The sequence below is a fragment of the Bremerella sp. TYQ1 genome (genome assembly GCF_020150455.1).
GTDB lineage: Bacteria > Planctomycetota > Planctomycetia > Pirellulales > Pirellulaceae > Bremerella > Bremerella volcania_A.
This window is the reverse complement of the sequence record NZ_CP083740.1, coordinates 457,007-476,628: the sequence shown is the minus strand read 5'-3', so window position 1 is coordinate 476,628 and position 19,622 is coordinate 457,007. Positions and strand designations below refer to the sequence as shown.

The 19,622-nt window shown below is 52.7% G+C and carries 22 protein-coding genes; 8 read left to right on the top strand and 14 right to left on the bottom strand.

Annotated elements, in window-relative coordinates:
- Positions 1–14: 14 nt before the first annotated feature.
- Positions 15–755 carry an ankyrin repeat domain-containing protein gene (locus LA756_RS01820; RefSeq protein ID WP_224438182.1) on the bottom strand — a complete coding sequence of 247 codons (741 nt, stop codon included), beginning with the start codon at positions 753–755 and terminating at the stop codon, positions 15–17.
- Between the two features lie 206 nt (positions 756–961).
- Between LA756_RS01820 and LA756_RS01815 the strand changes: the two genes are divergently transcribed.
- The 4 genes from LA756_RS01815 (at position 962) to LA756_RS01800 (ending at position 3,865) form a co-directional block, all read left to right on the top strand.
- A complete protein-coding gene (locus tag LA756_RS01815) occupies positions 962–1,846 on the top strand; it encodes a hypothetical protein (RefSeq protein ID WP_224438181.1) in 885 nt (294 codons plus the stop codon).
- A 132-nt stretch (positions 1,847–1,978) separates the two neighbouring features.
- Positions 1,979–2,692: a class I SAM-dependent methyltransferase gene (locus tag LA756_RS01810; RefSeq protein WP_224438180.1), complete on the top strand. Its 714-nt coding sequence runs from the start codon at positions 1,979–1,981 to the stop codon at positions 2,690–2,692.
- Entirely contained in the window at positions 2,692–3,303 is a 612-nt protein-coding gene (locus tag LA756_RS01805) for a cyclopropane-fatty-acyl-phospholipid synthase family protein (protein WP_224438179.1), read from the top strand. Before LA756_RS01810 ends, LA756_RS01805 begins: the two co-directional genes overlap by 1 nt.
- A 115-nt stretch (positions 3,304–3,418) precedes the next feature.
- Complete coding sequence (locus tag LA756_RS01800) at positions 3,419–3,865, top strand: DoxX family protein (RefSeq protein ID WP_224438178.1); 447 nt, start codon at positions 3,419–3,421, stop codon at positions 3,863–3,865.
- A gap of 3 nt (positions 3,866–3,868) precedes the next feature.
- Here the strand turns inward: LA756_RS01800 and LA756_RS01795 are convergent, their stop codons facing one another.
- On the bottom strand, positions 3,869–6,319 hold the full coding sequence (locus LA756_RS01795) for a heavy metal translocating P-type ATPase (RefSeq protein ID WP_224438177.1): 2,451 nt from the start codon (positions 6,317–6,319) through the stop codon (positions 3,869–3,871).
- A gap of 314 nt (positions 6,320–6,633) precedes the next feature.
- On the opposite strand from LA756_RS01795, the gene LA756_RS01790 reads away from it, so the two are divergent.
- From LA756_RS01790 to LA756_RS01780, 3 genes are all read left to right on the top strand, one after another.
- Positions 6,634–6,852 (top strand): hypothetical protein, encoded by a 219-nt coding sequence (locus LA756_RS01790; protein WP_224438176.1) that lies wholly within the window; start codon positions 6,634–6,636, stop codon positions 6,850–6,852.
- Positions 6,818–7,186, top strand: a complete 369-nt coding sequence (locus LA756_RS01785) for a hypothetical protein (protein WP_224438175.1) — start codon at positions 6,818–6,820, stop codon at positions 7,184–7,186. Before LA756_RS01790 ends, LA756_RS01785 begins: the two co-directional genes overlap by 35 nt.
- Positions 7,187–7,672: 486 nt before the next feature.
- A protein-coding gene (locus LA756_RS01780; RefSeq protein ID WP_224438174.1) for an IS3 family transposase occupies positions 7,673–8,733 on the top strand; the annotation gives its coding sequence in 2 pieces (ribosomal slippage) (positions 7,673–7,925 and positions 7,925–8,733; 1,062 coding nt in all).
- 162 nt (positions 8,734–8,895) lie between these two features.
- On the opposite strand, the gene LA756_RS01775 is transcribed toward LA756_RS01780, so the two are convergent.
- The 3 genes from LA756_RS01775 to LA756_RS01765 form a co-directional block, all read right to left on the bottom strand.
- Positions 8,896–9,372, bottom strand: coding sequence for a hypothetical protein (locus tag LA756_RS01775; protein ID WP_224438173.1), 477 nt, complete (start codon positions 9,370–9,372; stop codon positions 8,896–8,898).
- Positions 9,373–9,705: 333 nt separating this feature from the next.
- Positions 9,706–9,927 (bottom strand): hypothetical protein, encoded by a 222-nt coding sequence (locus tag LA756_RS01770; protein WP_261362073.1) that lies wholly within the window; start codon positions 9,925–9,927, stop codon positions 9,706–9,708.
- Between the two features lie 17 nt (positions 9,928–9,944).
- Entirely contained in the window at positions 9,945–10,433 is a 489-nt protein-coding gene (locus LA756_RS01765; protein WP_224438171.1) for a hypothetical protein, read from the bottom strand.
- A 119-nt stretch (positions 10,434–10,552) separates the two neighbouring features.
- Here LA756_RS01765 and LA756_RS01760 point away from each other — a divergent pair, with 119 nt between their 5' ends.
- Positions 10,553–11,011: a DUF4375 domain-containing protein gene (locus tag LA756_RS01760; protein ID WP_224438170.1), complete on the top strand. Its 459-nt coding sequence runs from the start codon at positions 10,553–10,555 to the stop codon at positions 11,009–11,011.
- Positions 11,012–11,116: 105 nt separating this feature from the next.
- On the opposite strand, the gene LA756_RS01755 is transcribed toward LA756_RS01760, so the two are convergent.
- From LA756_RS01755 to LA756_RS01715, 9 genes are all read right to left on the bottom strand, one after another.
- Entirely contained in the window at positions 11,117–11,422 is a 306-nt protein-coding gene (locus LA756_RS01755; RefSeq protein ID WP_224438169.1) for a zinc ribbon domain-containing protein YjdM, read from the bottom strand.
- A gap of 106 nt (positions 11,423–11,528) precedes the next feature.
- Entirely contained in the window at positions 11,529–11,906 is a 378-nt protein-coding gene (locus tag LA756_RS01750) for a hypothetical protein (RefSeq protein ID WP_224438168.1), read from the bottom strand.
- 265 nt (positions 11,907–12,171) lie between these two features.
- Positions 12,172–12,318, bottom strand: a complete 147-nt coding sequence (locus LA756_RS01745) for a hypothetical protein (RefSeq protein ID WP_224438167.1) — start codon at positions 12,316–12,318, stop codon at positions 12,172–12,174.
- Between the two features lie 10 nt (positions 12,319–12,328).
- Positions 12,329–12,736 (bottom strand): hypothetical protein, encoded by a 408-nt coding sequence (locus tag LA756_RS01740; protein WP_224438166.1) that lies wholly within the window; start codon positions 12,734–12,736, stop codon positions 12,329–12,331.
- A 189-nt stretch (positions 12,737–12,925) separates the two neighbouring features.
- Positions 12,926–13,123: a hypothetical protein gene (locus LA756_RS01735; RefSeq protein WP_224438165.1), complete on the bottom strand. Its 198-nt coding sequence runs from the start codon at positions 13,121–13,123 to the stop codon at positions 12,926–12,928.
- Positions 13,124–13,772: 649 nt separating this feature from the next.
- Complete coding sequence (locus tag LA756_RS01730) at positions 13,773–15,572, bottom strand: sigma-54 dependent transcriptional regulator (RefSeq protein WP_224438164.1); 1,800 nt, start codon at positions 15,570–15,572, stop codon at positions 13,773–13,775.
- Between the two features lie 104 nt (positions 15,573–15,676).
- Positions 15,677–16,207, bottom strand: a complete 531-nt coding sequence (locus LA756_RS01725; RefSeq protein WP_224438163.1) for a hypothetical protein — start codon at positions 16,205–16,207, stop codon at positions 15,677–15,679.
- Positions 16,204–17,088 carry a hypothetical protein gene (locus LA756_RS01720; protein ID WP_224438162.1) on the bottom strand — a complete coding sequence of 295 codons (885 nt, stop codon included), beginning with the start codon at positions 17,086–17,088 and terminating at the stop codon, positions 16,204–16,206. Before LA756_RS01720 ends, LA756_RS01725 begins: the two co-directional genes overlap by 4 nt.
- A gap of 18 nt (positions 17,089–17,106) precedes the next feature.
- Complete coding sequence (locus LA756_RS01715; RefSeq protein WP_224438161.1) at positions 17,107–19,395, bottom strand: hypothetical protein; 2,289 nt, start codon at positions 19,393–19,395, stop codon at positions 17,107–17,109.
- Between the last annotated feature and the right edge of the window lie 227 nt (positions 19,396–19,622).

Genomic DNA, 19,622 nt, shown 5'->3' with positions numbered 1-19,622 from the left:
AAAAGGAATTGAGTTTAGTCGTTGGATTTTACTGGGGGGCGGCGTTCGCTATCGGCGTCGTGCTTACGAAAAACGGCTTGAACTTCTTCCGGGTTGGAACAGGAATTCAACTGATCGATTGGTCGAAAACCTGCTTCGTTGCGGATCTCGGGGTCGGCTTTGGCTTCGAACAGCAACTCGAGAATCGGAATGCTTCCATTCACGACGGCTGTTTGCAGTGGCGTGTTCCCACGAACATCGACCTGGTTTACGTTCGCTCCGTGGTCGATCAGCATACGGACGACCGCTTCGTTCTCGGAAACAACGGCCCGATGAAGGGGCGTTTGGCCATGCACGGGACCGCGCACGTTAACGTCCGCTTTAGCTTTGAGCAGCATCTGAACAATCTCGGTGTCGGCGTTGCTCGTTCCTAAAAACGTGGCGGTTAAGAGCGGACTTTCTCCTTCTTCTGTGGCACGATTGGGATCGGCGCCGAGTGCCAACAACTTCGCGACCGATTCCGGCTTATCGAACCGAACGGCGTACCAAAGCGGCGAATGATCGTCCATACGATCATGCCCGCCTTCCGGAGAGCCTTTTTCCGCGACAAGTTCAGCGATCTGACTGGGATCATGGACTGCCGCTTGTTGAACCGACGAAAACCGCGCCGGGGTTGGTTGGGCAAACACCAGCGTCCGCCAGGCAAACAGACCGAAGCCGATCAACAAGACGACGAAAACCACTACCGTCAAAAACGCCGCCGAAGTACGAATCATTGCCAATGCCTTTTCGTTAGGTCACTTATCAACTGGGCAGTCTATCGATTTGTTCCGGTCGCTTTCAACCAGACTTTCCCACGCTGCTTCGCGTCTGCCGACGTAGATAGACCAAAACGTAGACGTTTTTCTGGCAACGGCCGCGGCTTCATCACGTTAATCCTTATTGGGCAGACAAACATCATCATGCATGGGGGAAGAGAAGCATGGCACCTTATTTGAAAAAGCCGGTCGTCGAACCGGTGTTTCCACCAAAGGGTTACGCCAAACGAGTCGAGGTTACCGGCGCGGACGATTGGTGGATTTTGGCCGCGATGAATGGTCGTTCCGATCCATGGGATTTGATCGTTTACAACTTTCAAACCCGCAACGCCGACGAGGTGAACTGGTGCTTGCACCACTTACTCGGTTGCCGGAAAGAGACCAAAGATCACAAAAACTACGACTTCGGCAAGCCTTGCACGCAGAAGCAATATGTCTATATTCCCGCGTCAAGTTGGACACCGCCGACCAGCGAAGACGAGGATGCCTGGGCACTTTGCCGGCAGACAATCAACTCGTCGATCGTCACTTCCATGCACGTCTCGTTGGCTGGTTTAGGGCTTTCGATCAGCGGGCACGATTTCTCCAAAATTGGTTACCTGCTGAATACGAAACGGATCACCGCGCGGCTCAATCGCTCGCACCCGCACGCGGCCGAATATGTTCCCGCAGATGACGAAATCATTCTTTCTTCGCTCGGCACAACCCCGGTCGATCTGAGCTATATCGTTCACGAAGCAGTGCATGCCAGCTTTGACTACCGTCGCGGACATGGCGTTTACACACGGATTATCCAAGAGGAATGCCTCGCGTATGTCGTGCAGATGCTGTACTTGCAAAAGACACTCAGCAAAACGTGGCCGAGCTATTGGGGCGAATTCAAAGCGAAAGCAACGTGGCAAGCCGCATGGGCTATTGCCACCGAAATTCGTACTCGTGGCACCGTAACGCACGAAATGATCGAGGCCTTGAAAACGGCGTACCGTGAGTCACCAGCAGGTAACGGGGTGAACGATAACGATCCGACGATGCATAACGGCATCCGATAGTAAGCTGTCTTACCAAGCCAGCGGAGCGGAAATAATTTTCGGAATTCCGCTCCGCGAGGTGCAACGTTTCTATCCGCGTGGCATCCAACCGGACATTGTTTGATTTTCAGCCTGTTCGTCCGGAATTCTTGCATGACGCAGTCCGACCCCGCGAAATACTTCAACCGTCAACATGCGGCCGCCTACGACGAGCGTTGGTCCGGCATGGCAGCAATCAACGATGCCCAGCATCTCATGCTAGACGCGGTACTGCACAAGTTACCGTCAGCAGCTCGTATCCTGTGCGTCGGGGCAGGCACAGGCGCCGAGTTGCTCTCGATGGCAAGCCGTCACTCGCAATGGCAATTCATCGTGGTGGAACCCTCTGCCGGGATGATGGAGCAGTGCCAGAAGCGAGCTTCCGAGGCAGGGATCACCGACCGCTGCACGTTTCACGAAGGCTACCTGGGCACACTTCCACCGGCCGATCCGTTCGATGCGGCGACAAGTATTTTGGTATCGCACTTTTTTGTGAACCTCGAAGAGCGTCGCCACTATTTCACCGAGATCGCGCAGCGTTTAAAGCCTGGCGGAACGCTGGTAACTGCCGATCTGGCGGCCGATATGGCTTCGCCAGAGTATGTCGAGTTGGTTCAGCACTGGGTCTCTTTGCATGGCGTCGCTGGCATCGAAGCGAAGACCGATCATCTTGGCCGCGATGTCGGCTTGCTTTCCCACGAAGAAACAACCAAGCTGCTGACCAGCAGTGGCTTTCAATCTCCGGTGCTTATCTATCAAGCGTTGTTAATTCAAACGTGGGTTGCCCGGCGGTCGGCTGATTCAATTTCACGAAAGGACTTCGCTTGATGGACGTGCAAAACTTTTGGAACGAGCGGTTCGGACAAGAACAGTACATCTATGGCACGCAGCCGAACACATTCCTCGCCGAGTCCACTCAGCACATCACACCCGGCGGTCGCGTTCTTTGCATTGCCGAAGGGGAAGGTCGCAACGCGCTGTTCCTGCTACAGCAAGGTTTTGATGTCAGTGCTGTCGATCTTTCCACCGAAGGAAAAAAGAAGGCCGAGAAGTTGGCCGAAGATCATGGATTTAGCCTGCCGTATACGATCTGCGACCTGAATGAATTCGATTACGGCACGAATCGCTGGGATGCGGTTGTTTCGATTTTCGCCCACATCGATTCCGCTTCGCGAAAGAATGTCTATCCGAAGGTATGGAACTCACTCAAAGAAAAGGGCGTTTTCCTGCTCGAATCGTATCATCCCAAGCAACTTGAATATGGCACCGGAGGTCCCAAGGACGAAGACTGTTTGATGTCCCTTGAAAAACTGCAGCCTCACTTCGCGGGAACCGAATCGCTGCATGCCGCCGAACTGGAACGCGATGTGACCGAAGGGACCTACCACACCGGCCATGCCTACGTCACGCAGCTGATCTGCCGAAAATCGACTTCCTGAAATCGCCTCGCTTTAAGCTTTCTGGTTTGATGATGCCAGGCCACTGAAATAGCGTTCCGCGTGTGTTAGGATGGGGGCTCCCTACCCAAGTCTTCCTACCTCAGGTGTTTACGTCATGCTCCGCAAGCTGCTCGCTAGTTCGGCCGGATTCAGCGTTGTGCTGATTCGTTTGATGGTTGGTCTGGTCTTTCTGTCGGAGGGGATCCAGAAGTTTCTTTACCCAGCCACGCGCGGAGCAGGACGCTTTGAAAAGATTGGCCTGCCAGAGCCCGAACTTCTGGGCAGCTTCGTCGGCACGTTCGAGATTGTGTGCGGCGCAATGATTGTCGTCGGCTTGCTGACGCGACTTGCTGTGCTGCCCACGATCACCATCATGTTGGTCGCAATCGCCACGACGAAGCTACCGATGCTCGCCGAAGATGGCTTTTGGGAAATGGCCCATGCCGCGCGAACCGATTTTTCGATGCTACTCGGTTCGCTTTATTTGCTGATTGTCGGAGCCGGTTCGCTCTCGGTCGATCGCATGTTGGCGAAACCGGTCATCGAGCCTCCCAACGACTAGCGGCTACGACTTTCCGGTTAAATTGGTGGCTCGAAGTCGCAGCGCATTTCCGATAACACTGACCGAGCTGAAACTCATTGCGGCAGCGGCGAACATCGGATTGAGCAGCGCGTGCATACCAAAGATGGGGACCAAAACGCCAGCAGCAATCGGAACGCCAAGGCCGTTATAGAATAACGCAAAGAACAAGTTCTGCCGGATGTTCTGCATCACGCGGCGACTAAGCCGAAACGCTTTGACGACACCATTTAAATCGCCACCCATCAACGTAATCGCGGCACTTTCGATGGCCACGTCGGTTCCGGTTCCCATGGCGATACCCACATCGGCGGCGGCAAGTGCTGGTGCATCATTAATCCCGTCGCCTGCCATGGCCACCATCGCTCCTTCGTCCCGTAGCTTCTGAATCCGATCATGCTTGTCTTGCGGGGAAAGGTCGGCCTGAAAGTCGTCGATCTTCAGTTTCTTGGCGATCGCTTCGGCCACTTTCGGATTGTCGCCGGTCATCATGATGACGCGTAGCCCCATTTCGTGAAGTGCTTTGATCGCGTCTTCGGTGGTATCTTTTAGCGGATCGCTAACAATCAACGCTCCAGCATATTTGCCGTCGATGCCAAGGTAAACTTTCGTCCCTTCGGCAGAACCTTCCGCGTCGAACGTGATTCCGTGATCCTTCAATAACGAAGGCTTGCCGCAGACGACCTTTTTACCGTCGATGGTTGCGTGAACGCCCTGCCCTGTTGTTGAATCAAAGTCGGTCACGTCAGGCAACTCGAGCTTCTTTTCTTTTGCTTCCTGCAAGATCGCATGTCCGATGGGGTGCTCGCTGTTCTGCTCGACGGCCGCGGCATACTTCAGCAGTTCGTCATCGCTAACGCCGTCGGCAGGTTCTAACTTCGTGAGCCGAGGCTTCCCTTCGGTCAACGTTCCTGTTTTGTCAACGACAACGGTATCGACCTGCTGCAATGTTTCGAGCCCGGCCGCTTCTTTAACGAGCACGCCTTCTTTCGCCCCGCGTCCGACACCGACCATAATCGACATCGGTGTCGCAAGCCCTAACGCACAGGGGCAAGCGACGATCAGCACTGCGACCGCATTGAGCAATGCGTAGGCGAGCTTCGGTTCTTCCGGTGACCAAATCGACCAGGCAATAAACGTAACGACAGCAATACCCACAATCGCTGGCACAAAGTAACCGGAAACCGTATCGGCAAGTCGCTGAATCGGTGCTCGGCTACGTTGAGCCTGACCGACCATTTGCACAATCTGCGAAAGAACCGAATCTTCGCCCACTTTGGTCGCGCGGATCCGGAGCGTGCCTCCCTGATTAACCGTACCGCCGATGACGTTGTCTCCTTCGTTCTTAGACACCGGATCAGCCTCGCCGGTCAGCATCGACTCGTCTACGGTCGACTTGCCGGAAATGACTTCACCGTCGACAGGGATCTTATCGCCTGGGACGATCTTCACTTCCTGCCCTTCGTGGACTTCGCTTAAAGGGACCTCGCGTTCCTCGCCGTTTTCGATGACCCTTGCGGTTGGTGGCGCAAGATTAATCAGCTCTCGAATAGCATTGCCTGTTTTCTTCCGTGCCCGAAGTTCGATCACTTGGCCCAACAGAACCAACGCGACAATCATCGAAGCGGCCTCGAAGTAAACCGGTACTTCGCCCCCATGCTGGAACGCATCAGGAATGACGCCGGGGAAGAGGGTCGCGACCAGGCTGAACAAATAGGCCGCGGCGACACCCAGCGAAATGAGCGTGAACATATTCAAGTTCATCGTCATGAACGACTTCGCACCGCGGACGAAGAACGGCCAGCCGCACCACACGACCACCGGAGTCGACAACACCAGCTGAATCCATCGCGAAACTTCAGGAGGGACACCAAGCTCGACACCCATCATCGGAAGCATTGCCAATGCAAAGACCGGAATTGTCAGCGCGGCCGCAATCCAGAACCGGATCGTCATCCATTTCAATTCCGGATCGTCTTCCTCTTCGGCAGTGATCGTTTCGGGTTCGAGATCCATTCCGCACTTTGGGCAGCTGCCAGGCTCGTCCTGGCGAACTTCGGGATGCATCGGACAGATATAGATTGTCTTGGTTTGCGGCCCGGCCGACTGGTTGCGTTCCAATGCCATGCCACACTTTGGGCAGTCGCCTGGCGTGTCGCTTTCGACACCTTCGCACATGGGACAGATGTACTTGGCCGACGACTTTTTGTTGGCATGACTGGCGTGCGAATGGTCACCGCCGCTGTGACAACAGTTCTTCGGTGCGGGGCTCTCGCCAAGAGTCACCAGCTGCGGCTGGGAGGACTGCGATGCTCCGTCCGACTCGAACTTGCGCAAGCAATGCTCACAGCAGAAGTAGAACTTTTGCTCATCCTTGGTGGTTTGCCAGGGTGTCGATTCTTCGACGGTCATACCGCAAATCGGATCGACTGCCATCAGATTGCCTTTTCCCTTATCTATGCCCCAGACGGAGGAGCTTTGCCATTAGCTTCAATCGGTTTTTCGGTTGGACAACGCTGCAAATCGTATTCCAGCCAGTATTTAGTTTCGATGCCGGAGCCACGGCAAAGGATTCGCTTGGCTGGTGAATCTTCCCATTGTTAGATCGACGCCATATTTTGCATCGGGTTTATACGGTTTCAGTTCGTTTCATTAGCAATCATGAGCGCGGTAACGACCTCGGTTTCCCATAAAAATTCCTTTGCCTTTTCGTTTGCGCCTTTGCTAAACTTCCCAAAAGAGACGCAAGGATGGCGTCCTTCAAAGAAGTGGCAGCAGATAAAGCGGGACAGCTTTTGGAAGGATTCGTCATTCCCACGGTGTTGGCAGTCTCAGACGATGGCTGCCTTCCGGTGACTTCCTTTTCTCATCTAATCGTCACCCGGCTGAAGCGCGGTCTCGGCTTGCCATGGGTGGTGTGGAGGAACGTGACCCATGTTGAAGCGATTTGGATTTTTCGAGGAGAGTAGCCCTCGCGAAGCTCTCCAAGATCTGCGGGAGCTGCAGATGATGGGGCCGCTCGACGAAGAGGACCTCGTCCTTCAGTATCTTAGCGAAGGAACGATGCTGTTCGAAGCCAACTGCGACGCTTTCGACCGTTTGCAGGATGGCACAACACCAATTGGCCCAGCCGATGTTTACAGCGACGGCGAATGGTGTTGGTCCGGCGACGTGATCTATTACATCCGTAATTATCACATCGCGGTTGAGTCTCAGTTCTTTGACTGGATGCAGCGACACAACTGGAAGTGCCCCAGAATTGTCAGCGCTGAAGCACTCGTTCAATCGAACTGGCAGACTTAGCACAACCACCAACAACCCATCAATTCACCCTCATCCGAAGGCCCTGCTCAGACATTGTCTGCGTGGGGCTTTTTTGTTGCAGGCCATGCCCCGGTCTGTCATCATTGCCCTACCCCTTTCGATTTCCCACCTGCCTGGACGAGGTCGCTCCTATCATGCTGCATCACCATTGGTGTTCTCTTTCGCTACTACTTGTCACGCTGATCGCTTCCATAACCTCGGCTGCCGACCGGCCAAACGTAGTTTTGATTCTGACCGACGATAAGTAGAAGCCTGATGATGAGATTGGCCGAAAACCCTGACAAAACTGGCGGTTTGTTGGTGAAATTGCGGTACGTCCTAACTGTGGCAAACTTCGTCGAATTCAGGTCGAATGGTGCAGATTAACTACACTTTGCTACACTGACCTGCTACCCAAAATCTGAGCCATTCAAAATGAGAAAATCGAGGTAAAATCGGGCCATCCTTTTCGAGGAGAAGATGACCATGAAGAAGTCTCGATTTACGCATGAGCAGATTGCCTTTGCCCTGAAGCAGGCCGAGTCGGGTGTGCCGGTGGAGGAGGTTTGTCGGAAGCTGGGGATTAGTCAGCAGACCTTCTATCGCTGGAAGAAGAAGTTCGACGGGCTTGGTGTCGCCGAGGTACGTCGCCTAAAGCAACTCGAAGAAGAGAATAAGAAGCTGAAGCAACTGGTGGCTGACTTGAGCCTCGATAAGCAGATCTTACAGGATGTGCTGTCAAAAGAGCTTTGAAGCCTGATCGCCTGCGGGCAACGGCCGATCGTGTCCAGGCTGCGTATCGCATCAGCGAACGACGCACATGTCGCTTGTTGAGCCTGGCTCGGTCGACATGCCGCTACCTGTCCTTAAGAGACGATCAGGCACCCCTGAGAATGCGACTGAAGGAGTTGGCTGCCGCACGGGTGCGCTATGGCTATCGACGATTGCATATCCTCCTTCGGCGTGAAGGCTGGGCGATCAACGCGAAGCGGGTCTATCGCCTGTATCGCGAAGAACAGCTTGGTCTTCGGACAAAGACGCCCCGGCGTCGAGTCAGTTGCCAGACGCGTGCCTTGCGTCCTTCGGCGACTCGCAATAACGACTTCTGGGCGATGGATTTTATGACCGACGAGCTGTTCGACGGGCGTCGAATTCGGCTGTTAACGATAGTCGATCACTTTACTCGTGAGAGTCTGGCGATCGAGGTCGAGCCCAGGTTCCGCGGCCAAGACGTCGTGCTGGCCTTAGAACGAATAGCTGAGCATCGGCAACTGCCCAAAACGATCCAGGTCGATAATGGCCCGGAGTTCATCTCGAAGGCGTTAGACCAATGGGCCTACGCCAACAAGGTGACGCTCGACTTCAGCCGGCCAGGAAAGCCTACAAATAACGCCTTCATCGAGTCGTTCAACGGCAGCGTGCGAGCAGAGTGCCTGAACGAAAATTGGTTCTTGTCACTGGAAGACGCCAAGGAGAAGATAGAATCCTGGCGTCGTGACTACAACGAGTATCGACCGCATAGCGCCCTGGGCAACCTAGCCAGATGAAGATCCTCGATTTTCTCACTTAAGCTGGTACAGAAAAGGGGAGCGGTTCAATTGGCCTTTTGACTCTCATAACACATGGACCAGTTTTTGGGGAGCACGCCACCGAGTTTACGTCGAAGTCACTGGATCAATGGGCCTACGCGAACCAGGTCGTGCTCGACTTCAGTCGGCCTGGAAAGCCAACGGATAACGGTGATAAACGATCGTTTTCCAGGCACTTTTAAGCGTGTTTCGCCGCCGCACGAAATACGCACTGGCACATGTCGCACTGAGCCCTGTCGAATCGATCGCCACATCGGCAATACGTTTCCGGCGTCCCATCTGCTGGGCTACGGTCTCGTCGAGAAGGCGTTGCGCTTCGGCAGAATTCAAAAGCCGCCGAGCAGATTTCTGCAGCGTGGTGTAGTGAGGAACCTGGTCAAGCTCGATGGCATCCATCAACGACGGACAATCCCACAACTGCTGGACGACTCCGCGATAGTCCGTCCGCAGAAAGTTCTTCAACACCAGGCAAGCAAACAGCTGATGCTGCGTGAACTTCTTCGGACTGTTCCGATGAGCATGCGGCGGCAGAGCTCGCTTGGCCACTCCCCAAGCCACTACCAAAACATCCAACGGAGATTTACTCGTAACACTCATTAAGAGCTGCTACGTTAGAAAGTCCGCTAGCGGATCAAACTATTTCTGTCGTTTTCTACAGAGCTGGACGGGGGTCTTTTTGTGAATTCAAGGGTGTCACTGCAGCCCCCAAGACCAAGGCAGACTTAACTCATTCGTCTTCAAAGTTCCTCGTACAAAACAATGACCCCCGTCCCAATACTGTTCGGCACAAGATTTGACCAGTTGGATTTGTTTTACCAGATGCGGTCTCGGGTGTCTTCGCTTGGACTAGCGTACTCGGATTTCGGTCTGTTTTCGGGAGAAGCGCACCTCGTTGGCACGTTTTGCCTGCAGTGGGCGCAGCGGTGCCTACTACGGCTTGGGCGGAAGCGCTTTGACATGCGACTCAAGCTCTTCCAGACTAGCCCAGCCGGTGAGATAGAAGCAGACCATTTCGTACGTGCGTTTAGTCGGCTGACGACCGGTGTAAATCAAGATCAACAGGCACGCGATGATCGCCACGTACATTTGAATTTCCACACCTTCCGGCTTGGTGCTCAGCAGGTGACGGCACCCCAGCAGTTGTTTGATCATGCGGAAGAAGAGTTCGATCACCCAGCGTTAGCGATACGCCTCGGCAGCCAGGCTAATGCGGCGACGCGGACGGCCGTTTGAAACACACTGCCGTCCACCGCGGTAAGCTGGTGTGGGATGGCATCCAACTGGGAAGGACTCGCCTCCGGCACCTGAGCTGCGAGCGTGTCGGCGATCTGCTTAAGCGGCTCTGGATCAAAGATGGAAACCGACTCGCTCAGCGAGACAAGCGAAGCACGTCCGACGCCGAGCTTCTTTTGAATCTGCTTAATGTTACTGGACTGCTGCAGCCCTCGAAGCGACGTGAGGATCGGACTGAACATCCACAGCAGGACCAGCACGCAGTACTCGTCCATGTGTAGATCACGATTCCCGGCCCGATCGCGATCGGTGCCAATCTCATGCAGCGAAGCGAGCAGGGGACGAATCGCCTTGAAGTACTTCATCCCCTGAAGATCCCGCGCTTTGATCTTCGAGCCACCATCGTTCGACTTCCGCCTGGCCACGATAACCCTCGCCGCATGACAAACTGGCAGTTAAACTACAGGTTTGTCATGGTGCGCAAATCTTGTGCCGAACAGTATTGCCCCCGTCCCTTTTTCTTCACAGAAGTTAGCGTGAGAACATGCAAGAAGAAGAGTTCGACATCCTGTGGGCCAATTTGGTCGAGCGATCTTTCCAGCCAGACTCAATACCGTTGTCGGAGTGCGAGCGGAACTTCTACGCGGTGAACCTGCTAAGAGGCTCGGTCCCGAGAAGCGGCTTCGTCGGCTTTTTCGAGAACTTTTCTGGTCAGGAAATCCTCGACGCTCACGCAGGCCTGAAAGCACTTGGGCTGGAGACGGTTCTTGCCCTGCTGGAGAAAGCCGAAGCAACAGCCCTGAGGGACAAGCCGCTACTGCCAAGTGCGTCCCCCATGGAGCTCATTCCCAGTTCACTGAGTGAGGATGAGTACGAGCAGGAGATGGACCGACTGGACGAAGCATTGGGGCCTGTCACTCAGGAATTCTATGCCCAGGATGGAAGCATCTGGGATGCTTTGTGCAGGTATGCCGATGAGAACGACCTGAAGCCCAGAAGCTAGGTGAGTGTATCAAGCGGCTAAGTGGCACTGGTGATGATTGCCTGATTTCACGCCCAAGCAAACTTGTGCGAGGCACCCGGGGTTCTTTTTAACGGGTTGCTTAAGCTACGCCTTCTTGACGAATTCAGGCTTTAGCGCCATCGCGCCGATGCCGTCGATGTCGTGGTCTCCGCCGACGATGCGGATGTTCTTCACCTTGGTGCCCCCTTTGAACTTCAGGTCTTTGATGACCACGACCGTGTCGCCGTCTTCCAGCACGTTGCCGTTGGCATCGCGAGTGACGTCGTCATCAGCGGCCGCGGCCTGGTCGGTGGGGGACCATTCGTGACCGCATGTTGGGCAGACAAGCAGGGGGCCGTCTTCGTAGGTGAGTTCGCCTTGGCACTGGGGGCAGTTGGGGAACTGGCTCATGGGTTGTTTCCCGGATGAATTGAGAGTATCTCACGATTGTCATGAATGAGCGCCGCATGAAAAGAGGTGGCCCCCAAAAGAACCTGGTCGCGTCAGACTCACGCAATCAATCTCGGGACAATGCGTCTCCCCAAATGTTGATCGTGGTGGAGAAGCTACCGGGGGCGGATGCGACGATTTCGATGGCAATTGGGATGAAACTCTTGCCTTGGTACTGTGGCGAGGGTTGGTACTGGGTAACGGTGCCTGATTCGATCAGCGCACCGATCGTGTCAACATCGATCTGATTTTTAATGCCTGCTACGCCAACGGGCACGTACAGCGTATTGAGCGGGTTATCTTCGCCACCAAATTCAAGCGGCATCAGAAAGAGCTTCTCAAGCTTCCCCTCCCGATATAACTCCTCGGCCTTGGCCAGCGAGTCGATATCGGTAAAGTCCGGCCCACTGGTCGGTCGCGTCTTCTTTTTGAACCAGCCAAACATACGCGGCGTTTCCTATCGAAATAGAACGGGGCGTTACCCACCGTGTCGGCACCGTCCCTTAAACATTCGAACGGCGTTTGCCACGCAATATTGATAAAGAATTCTCGCCGGGCAAGCAATGGATTTTGATGCAGATGGTGACTGAACCTTTAACTTTCGTCGCCAACTCCATCCATTCTTTCATTCGAGCTTGAAACGCCACAACAGGACAGCGCCAACGAAGTTGATACCTTCAAGTTGGCGCTGCTCACTGATGTCGCGTCGGTTAACTGCGTTCGCTATTGGCATCGCAGTAGACACAATTGCCGGTGCAAACCGTATCAGCGTTTAGCTTTCGAATGTCGCCCTGGTAGAGGCGGAGCATATCCATTCGTGACGGTCGCGACTCTTGGCTGAGCATGCGACGTGCCATGATTTGTTTGTCACTCGGTGCTGAAGTCGATTTGCTGGTAATTTTCTGCATTTTCATTCCTTTCGCGTTTTGCGATTGATTCGATAAGTGTCAATGAAATTTCCGATCTACGTTTTTGCTCATGATCATCCTGGTCACTCCGTATCCCTGAATATGGAAAGTGATGAAGGTAGTAACCCAAAACATGGTCGCAGTCCTCCATGTATTTTTGCGTATCAAGAATATGGTGATGCCAAAAGTGATCGATCTCCATTGTCGGTGCAAGGCGATTGTCAGGATGGTCAAGGATCGCCTGCAAAAAGCAGCGATAATAAAACTCAGCCCGATCAACCTTGTCGAGCGACCACCCCTCGTCGTAGGCAACCTTGAATGCAATACACTCAAGGTTTAGATCCTTAACTCTCTGTGACAAAGTCATGGCTGGTCCTGAAATTTGCGGGGATTAAGCTGATTAAGTATCGCGTTCTATTCAGATCTTCTCGAACAACAATTCGATTGAAGATATCGGCATGAACTCTCGAAACCTGGCCGCTCGCAGACTTCCTCTGGAAGCGGACTGATTTGAACATTTCACACGCCCGATTGCGCGGAAACCTGTGTTCCAGGTTTAGGAACCAGCGCCACCACCGAGGCCAGCTGCGGCGCCCGTTTTGGTCGCCACGGCGATAGCAACTGGGACGTTGCCTCCGGTCGCGATGAGCGTCAAGGCGCCAGTCACCACAGCCGCCCCCAGGGCAAACGCCACCCCGGTTTCAAACTTTTCCTCGAATGTTGGTTTGTGAGGACGATTGGAATCGCTGCTCATGTTCAATACTCCTGAACGAGAGATAAAAGAAGAAACGGACTAAAGACGGACCGACAGCTTTCTAATCAAGCCTGGATGCGACCTAGGGTTGTAAGAAAAGCTTGCGTACGTGCCGGAGAGATGTTCTTCCCAGGCAACTCTCATTATGCAGGCGGTGTGCCAATTCAGATTAATTGGATAGATCCATATCATTCCAACCTGACTCGCTGTGAGTGACGCGTTAATACGTATCTCGCAGTTCCAGATAGGTAACTGGCGATTGCGTCCTGTGAACTTCTGACCGTCGCTCGTTCCCTGACTCGTGTAGAAGATGAACTTTCTGGCTGCTCACATTCTTGCTGAGTGGATCAAAGCCCCTGAAAGGGGAGAGCGGTATTGAGAGTTGCAGGCGGACTTTGCCCTGCGGTAGCAAAAGTCCGTAACTCTAGATGCCGAAATCGTATCTCGATGGCCAGGAATCATAGTGCTGAAAGAATAATCTCACTGTTCTTGGTGTTGCCAAGGTACACAGTATGAAACAGCTGGAAGACGTAAGTAAATGGATCAAGGAACTGGCAGCCAACAGGAGTCATACTACGAACGTACTGAAGGGCATACCATCGACTAAATTTCCGTCCACAGCGTGAGATTCGAGTGGCAACTGACACCGCTAAGTTAACCCCAGCTTTTCTTTCATTGCTTTGCGCTTTTCCACAACTTTGCGGGCTTCGCGACTGCCGCCTAAGGCGATTTCATGGGCTTCGGAGAGAATTGGCTGCGAAAGAGTCCATTCTAAGAGATTGTCGTTTGATTCGAGCAGCTTCCGAATTACGCGAGCCGCTTCGTTTGTCGTAAGCTTTTCCTTACCTTGCATGAATTTGACCCCTCTCGTGAGGCTGACTTTCTGCCTCTCGTGACCCTTACTAATTTTAAGGGCCACTTGAGCATAATTGGCGATTAATCGGCCGGCCGCTTCTTCCAGCGCATCCAAGCGGTTCATCAGGCTATCAATATCAAGTTTATCGAAGCGATAGTCGCGCATCGTGGTAAGGAGTTCGTCAAATGGCATTTGGCTTGCCGGCTTAAGAGAAAGCGTTCTGGGCGACGGATCGGACTCATCCTCGTTAACAAGTTCGCCCTTTTCATACGGCATTTCACCGACGGCGATAGATGTCCGCTCGTGATTGGAAAGACCAATTTCCTGCTGGGCTTTTTCGATGTGCAGGGGATGAATGACTTCAACGTCGCTCAAATTCACTACCTTACTCAGCACCTGTTCCAAGTCGCGAACGTTCCCATTCCAGGCCTGATCTTGCAGGTACTCCATGGCCTCTTTCGAAAACTCTCGTTGGAGATCTCCTCCCCGCTCAGCTCTTTGAACGAATCGGCGAGCCAGCAGTGGGATATCCTCCCTACGCTCTCTCAACGGTGGCAGCTTGATCGTACCGCCGAACCGCAACCGGTCGAGCAAGTCAGCGGGGAACTCCCCAGCCTCGGCCTTCTCTTCAATGTTAGCATTGGTTGCCGATATTACGCGAACATTGGCCTTCAATTGTTCTTCTGAATCACCATGGCGAAAGTAGGTACCTTCGGCCAAAAATCGCATGAGCTTCGGATGTACCGAAGGCTTTAAAGCGTACACCTCGTCTAAAAACAGATCTCCTAGATCTGCCTTAGAAACGGCACCGGCACTGGCGCCAACTTCAGTAAATGCGCCCTTTTTCACACCAAAGATTTCACTATCGAAAGTGTTGTCGTCGTATTTTGCCGCATTAACGGGAATGAATTCATACTTGCTCCGAGTAGGATGCTGTTCATGAATGTATTTAGCAAACAATTCCTTTCCGACGCCTCTTTCTCCGCGAAGCAATACATGACACTTGTGATCCCCATCGACTGAATTTCGGGCTGCCTTCAATGCCTTCAGCAAGGGAAGACTTCGGCCTAATATCAATCCGCTGGGATCCTCCATAAGAGCGTATTTTTTCAAATACCGAGACAACTCCTCAGGCGTCCCGTTAGCACGCGAGATAAAGGCCGCCGCTCGTTTCGAGAATTGATGCTTGACCCGCTCTCGATCCTGACTCGACAGAATTACCACCGGTAGGTCTGGAAATTCCTTGCTGATGGCCGTGAGCAGTTTCAGGCCAAACAATTCCGAGACCTTGTTATCCTCAGCCGAAGGCTCGGGCATCCCCGAGGGAGTCCTTCCACCACTTCCATCAGAGTCCGTTACGACTCCTTGATAAAAACAGAGATCAAGTAAAACCATCCCATAACGTGGAGACTTTCCTTCGGAGTGGCAATTGTGTCGGATATGCTCCAAAGTTCCTTTCAGGTCGTTCTCCACGACATCGTTGACGGATGCACAAGCAGGCTTTTGCCCGCGCAGAAAGACGGCTTCGGCGATCGGTTCGCGAATTTTTAGAGGAGGCTGAATAGCACTAGGTTCAGATACGTCGCGAAGCAATAGCTTACCACACAAGTCCGCGCGGTCTTGGTTGGAACGACCAGCCAGAATGCGTCCAAACTGGTCATCGATAACGAGAATACGTGGCAATGTTCGATTCATTTTCATACTGACAATTGGCTATGAGGAAAGAGTCCTAAAGCGTCCGACAGGGCGATGCATCGGTCGGAAAGGTTTTGAAACTCTTCACGCCGCAATATCGCTGATCTTGCAAATGTACATCCTGCGGCCCGCGCATCTATCACTTGTTGGTAAGCAACGTTAACGGCTGTCCAGGCTGCTAGTGCCTGGCTAACCAGGCTGGAAACATTCCAGCGGATTTTCCACATTTGATGCGCAAATTCCGTCAGCCAAATTCCTGCCTGGCTCTCGATCGAAGATCCGGAACAGGGGAAGTACCTGCACGGCGTCAGGCTCTGCTCAAACGAATTGATCAGCTTTTGAAACTGGGGGCCCTGTATTTCCCATTGTCCGAGAATTGCATTCAAAAAATAATCCAAATACTTCTGGCTGCTCTCATTTCCATCGACCACATTTAGAAATCGACCTAACGCAACTATATACTGATTCTTAAGCCAGTCGTGATTGAGCTGATCGCGATTAACCATCCAGGTGACGCCAGAGTCCTCTATCATTCGTCACTCTCCAGTCGAAGACCGATTGCGTCATAGGCATCGACCACTTGCGAGACCAAAGGAGGACCGTCGATCACTTTGTCTAACAGTTGCTCCACCTTCGCCCAAGCATCCGGCTCGACATCACCCCATTCTGCAGATAGCCGCTGTTTCAGTAATGTCATGCGCACTTCCGGGGAAGGATTGGCGGGAATCTCGAAGAAGCCCAGCCAGTAGTCGGGATGAGGAATTTCATCGAGCGAGGGAAGCATTGCATCCTCTGCTTCAGGTCTTAACGCCAACGTATTTTGGCCAGTGGTACTGACATGCTCCTCCACCCATTGCATCTTTAGAAGCACCTCTGAAATACCAGCTTCGTACCAAGCGAACGGTGTCTCCAACGTCTTCGCGGCCGAAGCGAGATAGCCCTGGCATAAGTAGCTCAGAATGCACAGGTACTGCAACGGCAACGCTGGAGGGGACAGAATTGAAGGCAATGTCGAGGAATTGCCGGCGGCTTTTTGCTCATGATACTCCAGAAGTGCGTCGCGCCATTGCACGGCAAAACGGTTACCATTGGCTCCCAAGTCGCGGTACAGATAAAGTTCACTTGCGGGCACTCGAGAATCGCCACGCTCTCCTTTACCAGAATAACACACCAAAGTCTTACATTGGATGTGCTCTTGAAAGCCATAGTCTCCGCCATGTAGCAACAACAGGTCACACGACATGTCGTCGGGAAGTGGTTTTCGACTACGCCAACCTCGCCCATCATCTTCAGTTTTGACAAAAAAATGGATTCCGTCGAATCCGCGACAAGCAACTCCGCATTTGATGAAGAAGATATTCATGATCGCCTCGCGGCGACCGGGAGTGGAGTCGATGACTAGCACGTCGATCATGGCAGAAACTGCACTCCATCACTTTCGAGTTAGGTTCCAGTTTAGGTGAACTTCACCAATGCCGACTTTTTCACCCGGAAATATAAAATTACAATCAAACCCCACCGGGTTGATATAACCATTGCCTGACTCCTCACCCCTAAACTTCGTAGCTGCCGTGGCGTTCAGTGCTGCGACGATTAAGCAGCTGGTCGTTCCGTCGCGAGGAGGTTTTTCTTGGACAGATTTCCGTCCTTTCTTACCTTTCGTTGTCTTGTGCTCCGCGTACCAGCGATACACATCCTCATGTTTCTTAATGACCCTCTCATTTAAATTCCGACAATGCTCCACCGGCAACTCAAAAATTGCAGTCAGGCCCATACTCTGGCAAAGGTGAATTTTCCGCAGCTGCCGTTTTTGCGGTTCCCCCGAATCGTACCTCGGCAGGGTAAGTCTGGTCATCAATTCAGTATGTGCGTTGATCTCCCAATCAGGAATTGAGTTTCTGCTGTCGCCGGGAAGCAGATGGGAGTTTCGGACGACATGTCTCCAATAGCCACCAGGCTTGCTTGATTCGCTATCGTATCGTGGAATCGCTTCCTTAAGCCCCTCAAAAAAAGGGCATTCCCTTGGGACATAATCCGATAACCTCAGACGATAGGCTCCCCATAATAAAAAGAAGAGATTTCCGATACTTACATTTTTTCGATCACAATTCAGTCCACCCTTGATTGCTTCGTTGACAAAATGACTTTCAGGCCATTTGTCAAATCCCAACTCGTCGGCAAAATCCGATGGTTTCAGATTCAGGAACTCGCAAAGCCCAATCACCGACGACGGTGGCGATTCCTTGGCTTGTCCATCCCAATCGTGATTGTCCTGTTCGGTTCGCTTGGCGTTGAACGTTAAGTACGATTGAAGGTGAAGCTTAAATTCAGTTGAGACCCGCTTTAAAGCTTCCTCAAACGAAACAAGATAACGTCGCAGAAGCGACTGGATCTGATCCTTCATCGGAGAGTGATCCAGACGATCCAGGCATATGGCTGTGAACGGATAAACCAATTCATCAAACACCGCTAACTCTTTGCCCTCCGAGTTATCCAGGATTCCTTTCGCAAGAAGATGGACCTTCGCTCCCGGGACTGCGCCGAGAAACACTACCTGGGAGGACTCGTCCGGACCAGAGTTTCCCTCTTCCAGGGGAACAAAATCATCCCCCGCATCCACCTGCACCAGCCACCCCATCGCCACCACGAAGTTGTCCGTATCCCTCTTGAGAGCGTCGACGCAATTTCGCCAGTGACAAAAAAGGGCAGGCACGTCTCCGTCTGCGACTTCCAAGTCAAGCGACTCAGGATCAAACGATCGCTGGAATTCTGAAGCGTAAAGGGAGCGTTCGCAATTGATTCGCCAGTAGAGATGCCAGGACGTATTATTCCACTCAAACTTCCCACTGTAATAACAGTAATCGATCGTCCTCTCGCTAGTTGCTTTGACAAGCGGAGAGAAGTGGCCATGACTTGGATGCTCGCGGAGGTCCTCACGCCAAAACCTTCCGCTACCGGGTGTGCCTTGGCTGATTTCCTCTTTTCGCTTCCCAGGCATTTCCGGTACCCAAGGATACTGCTGTGCAAGGTCCCTTATGCGACGCGAAAACGAGCAATGCCATCCCAGCAAATTGAGCGCTTCGACCTTGGAGCGATTCGCATCCGTACTCACAGAATATCGGAATGCTAGAAATGGCCAAAACGGGGCATCTTGTTCCAAATCTGAAAAGGTGTCCGTCAGTTGCTTAAGGACCTTATCGGGAGTGTCACACTTGTCGGCACCTCCTGAAAACGGCTCCGCAGAGTTATACCAACTGCGGGAGACGAACTGTATTTCCATTTTCAACTGGTCAATCTCGGCACTGTCCGAAATCGTGCAATCCTCCTCCTTGCCAAACTTTACCAGCAAGATGTTCGGGCTAATCGGAATGATTACCTGCACTCGACTTTCGATATCGGTTTCATCCTGGGGATACAGGATCAACCGATCGATTCGCCAATATGTTAGCAACTCGATCATCGTGCTGGGGTTGCGACGTATAAAGACGTCGTTCTTGCTATTCTCGCTCGTAAATTGATCTCTTCGAAAGATCATTGGCATGTGGTAATAGGCCATATCGCCCCCATATCCGGAGGCCGAAGTCCACATAATGGGAAAGTAAACGTCGTCTTCCCAGTGCCTCAAGAAGAGGGCGCAACCGCCATCAGGAGGCGGCGCATGTTTTTTCAAGACCCTTGTCAGGTACTCTTTATATTCGTCCGGACGGATTGGCTCCAACATCCATCAGTTCCGTGGAAGTAGACTTAAGAACACTGCATTCTGAATGGGTCACATACCTGAGTATACGACACCCAAAACAATATTTATACCATGTGCCAACTTGTCTATTTGTAGGTTGCCGGCAGTACTATCCCTGTGTGCAACATACTTTTCGAGGAAATAAGGACGGCATTTCGAACTCAGCATTGGTTGGAGCACCCGGTCCCAGATCGTTTTGATTGCCCCTC

Coding starts and splice junctions, on each gene's coding strand:
- LA756_RS01820 (WP_224438182.1), bottom strand. CDS start 755: ATGATTCGTACTTCGGCGGCGTTTTTGACGGTAGTGGTTTTCGTCGTC.
- LA756_RS01815 (WP_224438181.1), top strand. CDS start 962: ATGGCACCTTATTTGAAAAAGCCGGTCGTCGAACCGGTGTTTCCACCA.
- LA756_RS01810 (WP_224438180.1), top strand. CDS start 1,979: ATGACGCAGTCCGACCCCGCGAAATACTTCAACCGTCAACATGCGGCC.
- LA756_RS01805 (WP_224438179.1), top strand. CDS start 2,692: ATGGACGTGCAAAACTTTTGGAACGAGCGGTTCGGACAAGAACAGTAC.
- LA756_RS01800 (WP_224438178.1), top strand. CDS start 3,419: ATGCTCCGCAAGCTGCTCGCTAGTTCGGCCGGATTCAGCGTTGTGCTG.
- LA756_RS01795 (WP_224438177.1), bottom strand. CDS start 6,319: ATGGCAGTCGATCCGATTTGCGGTATGACCGTCGAAGAATCGACACCC.
- LA756_RS01790 (WP_224438176.1), top strand. CDS start 6,634: ATGGCGTCCTTCAAAGAAGTGGCAGCAGATAAAGCGGGACAGCTTTTG.
- LA756_RS01785 (WP_224438175.1), top strand. CDS start 6,818: ATGTTGAAGCGATTTGGATTTTTCGAGGAGAGTAGCCCTCGCGAAGCT.
- LA756_RS01775 (WP_224438173.1), bottom strand. CDS start 9,372: ATGAGTGTTACGAGTAAATCTCCGTTGGATGTTTTGGTAGTGGCTTGG.
- LA756_RS01770 (WP_261362073.1), bottom strand. CDS start 9,927: ATGATCAAACAACTGCTGGGGTGCCGTCACCTGCTGAGCACCAAGCCG.
- LA756_RS01760 (WP_224438170.1), top strand. CDS start 10,553: ATGCAAGAAGAAGAGTTCGACATCCTGTGGGCCAATTTGGTCGAGCGA.
- LA756_RS01755 (WP_224438169.1), bottom strand. CDS start 11,422: ATGAGCCAGTTCCCCAACTGCCCCCAGTGCCAAGGCGAACTCACCTAC.
- LA756_RS01750 (WP_224438168.1), bottom strand. CDS start 11,906: ATGTTTGGCTGGTTCAAAAAGAAGACGCGACCGACCAGTGGGCCGGAC.
- LA756_RS01745 (WP_224438167.1), bottom strand. CDS start 12,318: ATGGCACGTCGCATGCTCAGCCAAGAGTCGCGACCGTCACGAATGGAT.
- LA756_RS01740 (WP_224438166.1), bottom strand. CDS start 12,736: ATGACTTTGTCACAGAGAGTTAAGGATCTAAACCTTGAGTGTATTGCA.
- LA756_RS01735 (WP_224438165.1), bottom strand. CDS start 13,123: ATGAGCAGCGATTCCAATCGTCCTCACAAACCAACATTCGAGGAAAAG.
- LA756_RS01725 (WP_224438163.1), bottom strand. CDS start 16,207: ATGATAGAGGACTCTGGCGTCACCTGGATGGTTAATCGCGATCAGCTC.
- LA756_RS01720 (WP_224438162.1), bottom strand. CDS start 17,088: ATGATCGACGTGCTAGTCATCGACTCCACTCCCGGTCGCCGCGAGGCG.
- LA756_RS01715 (WP_224438161.1), bottom strand. CDS start 19,395: ATGTTGGAGCCAATCCGTCCGGACGAATATAAAGAGTACCTGACAAGG.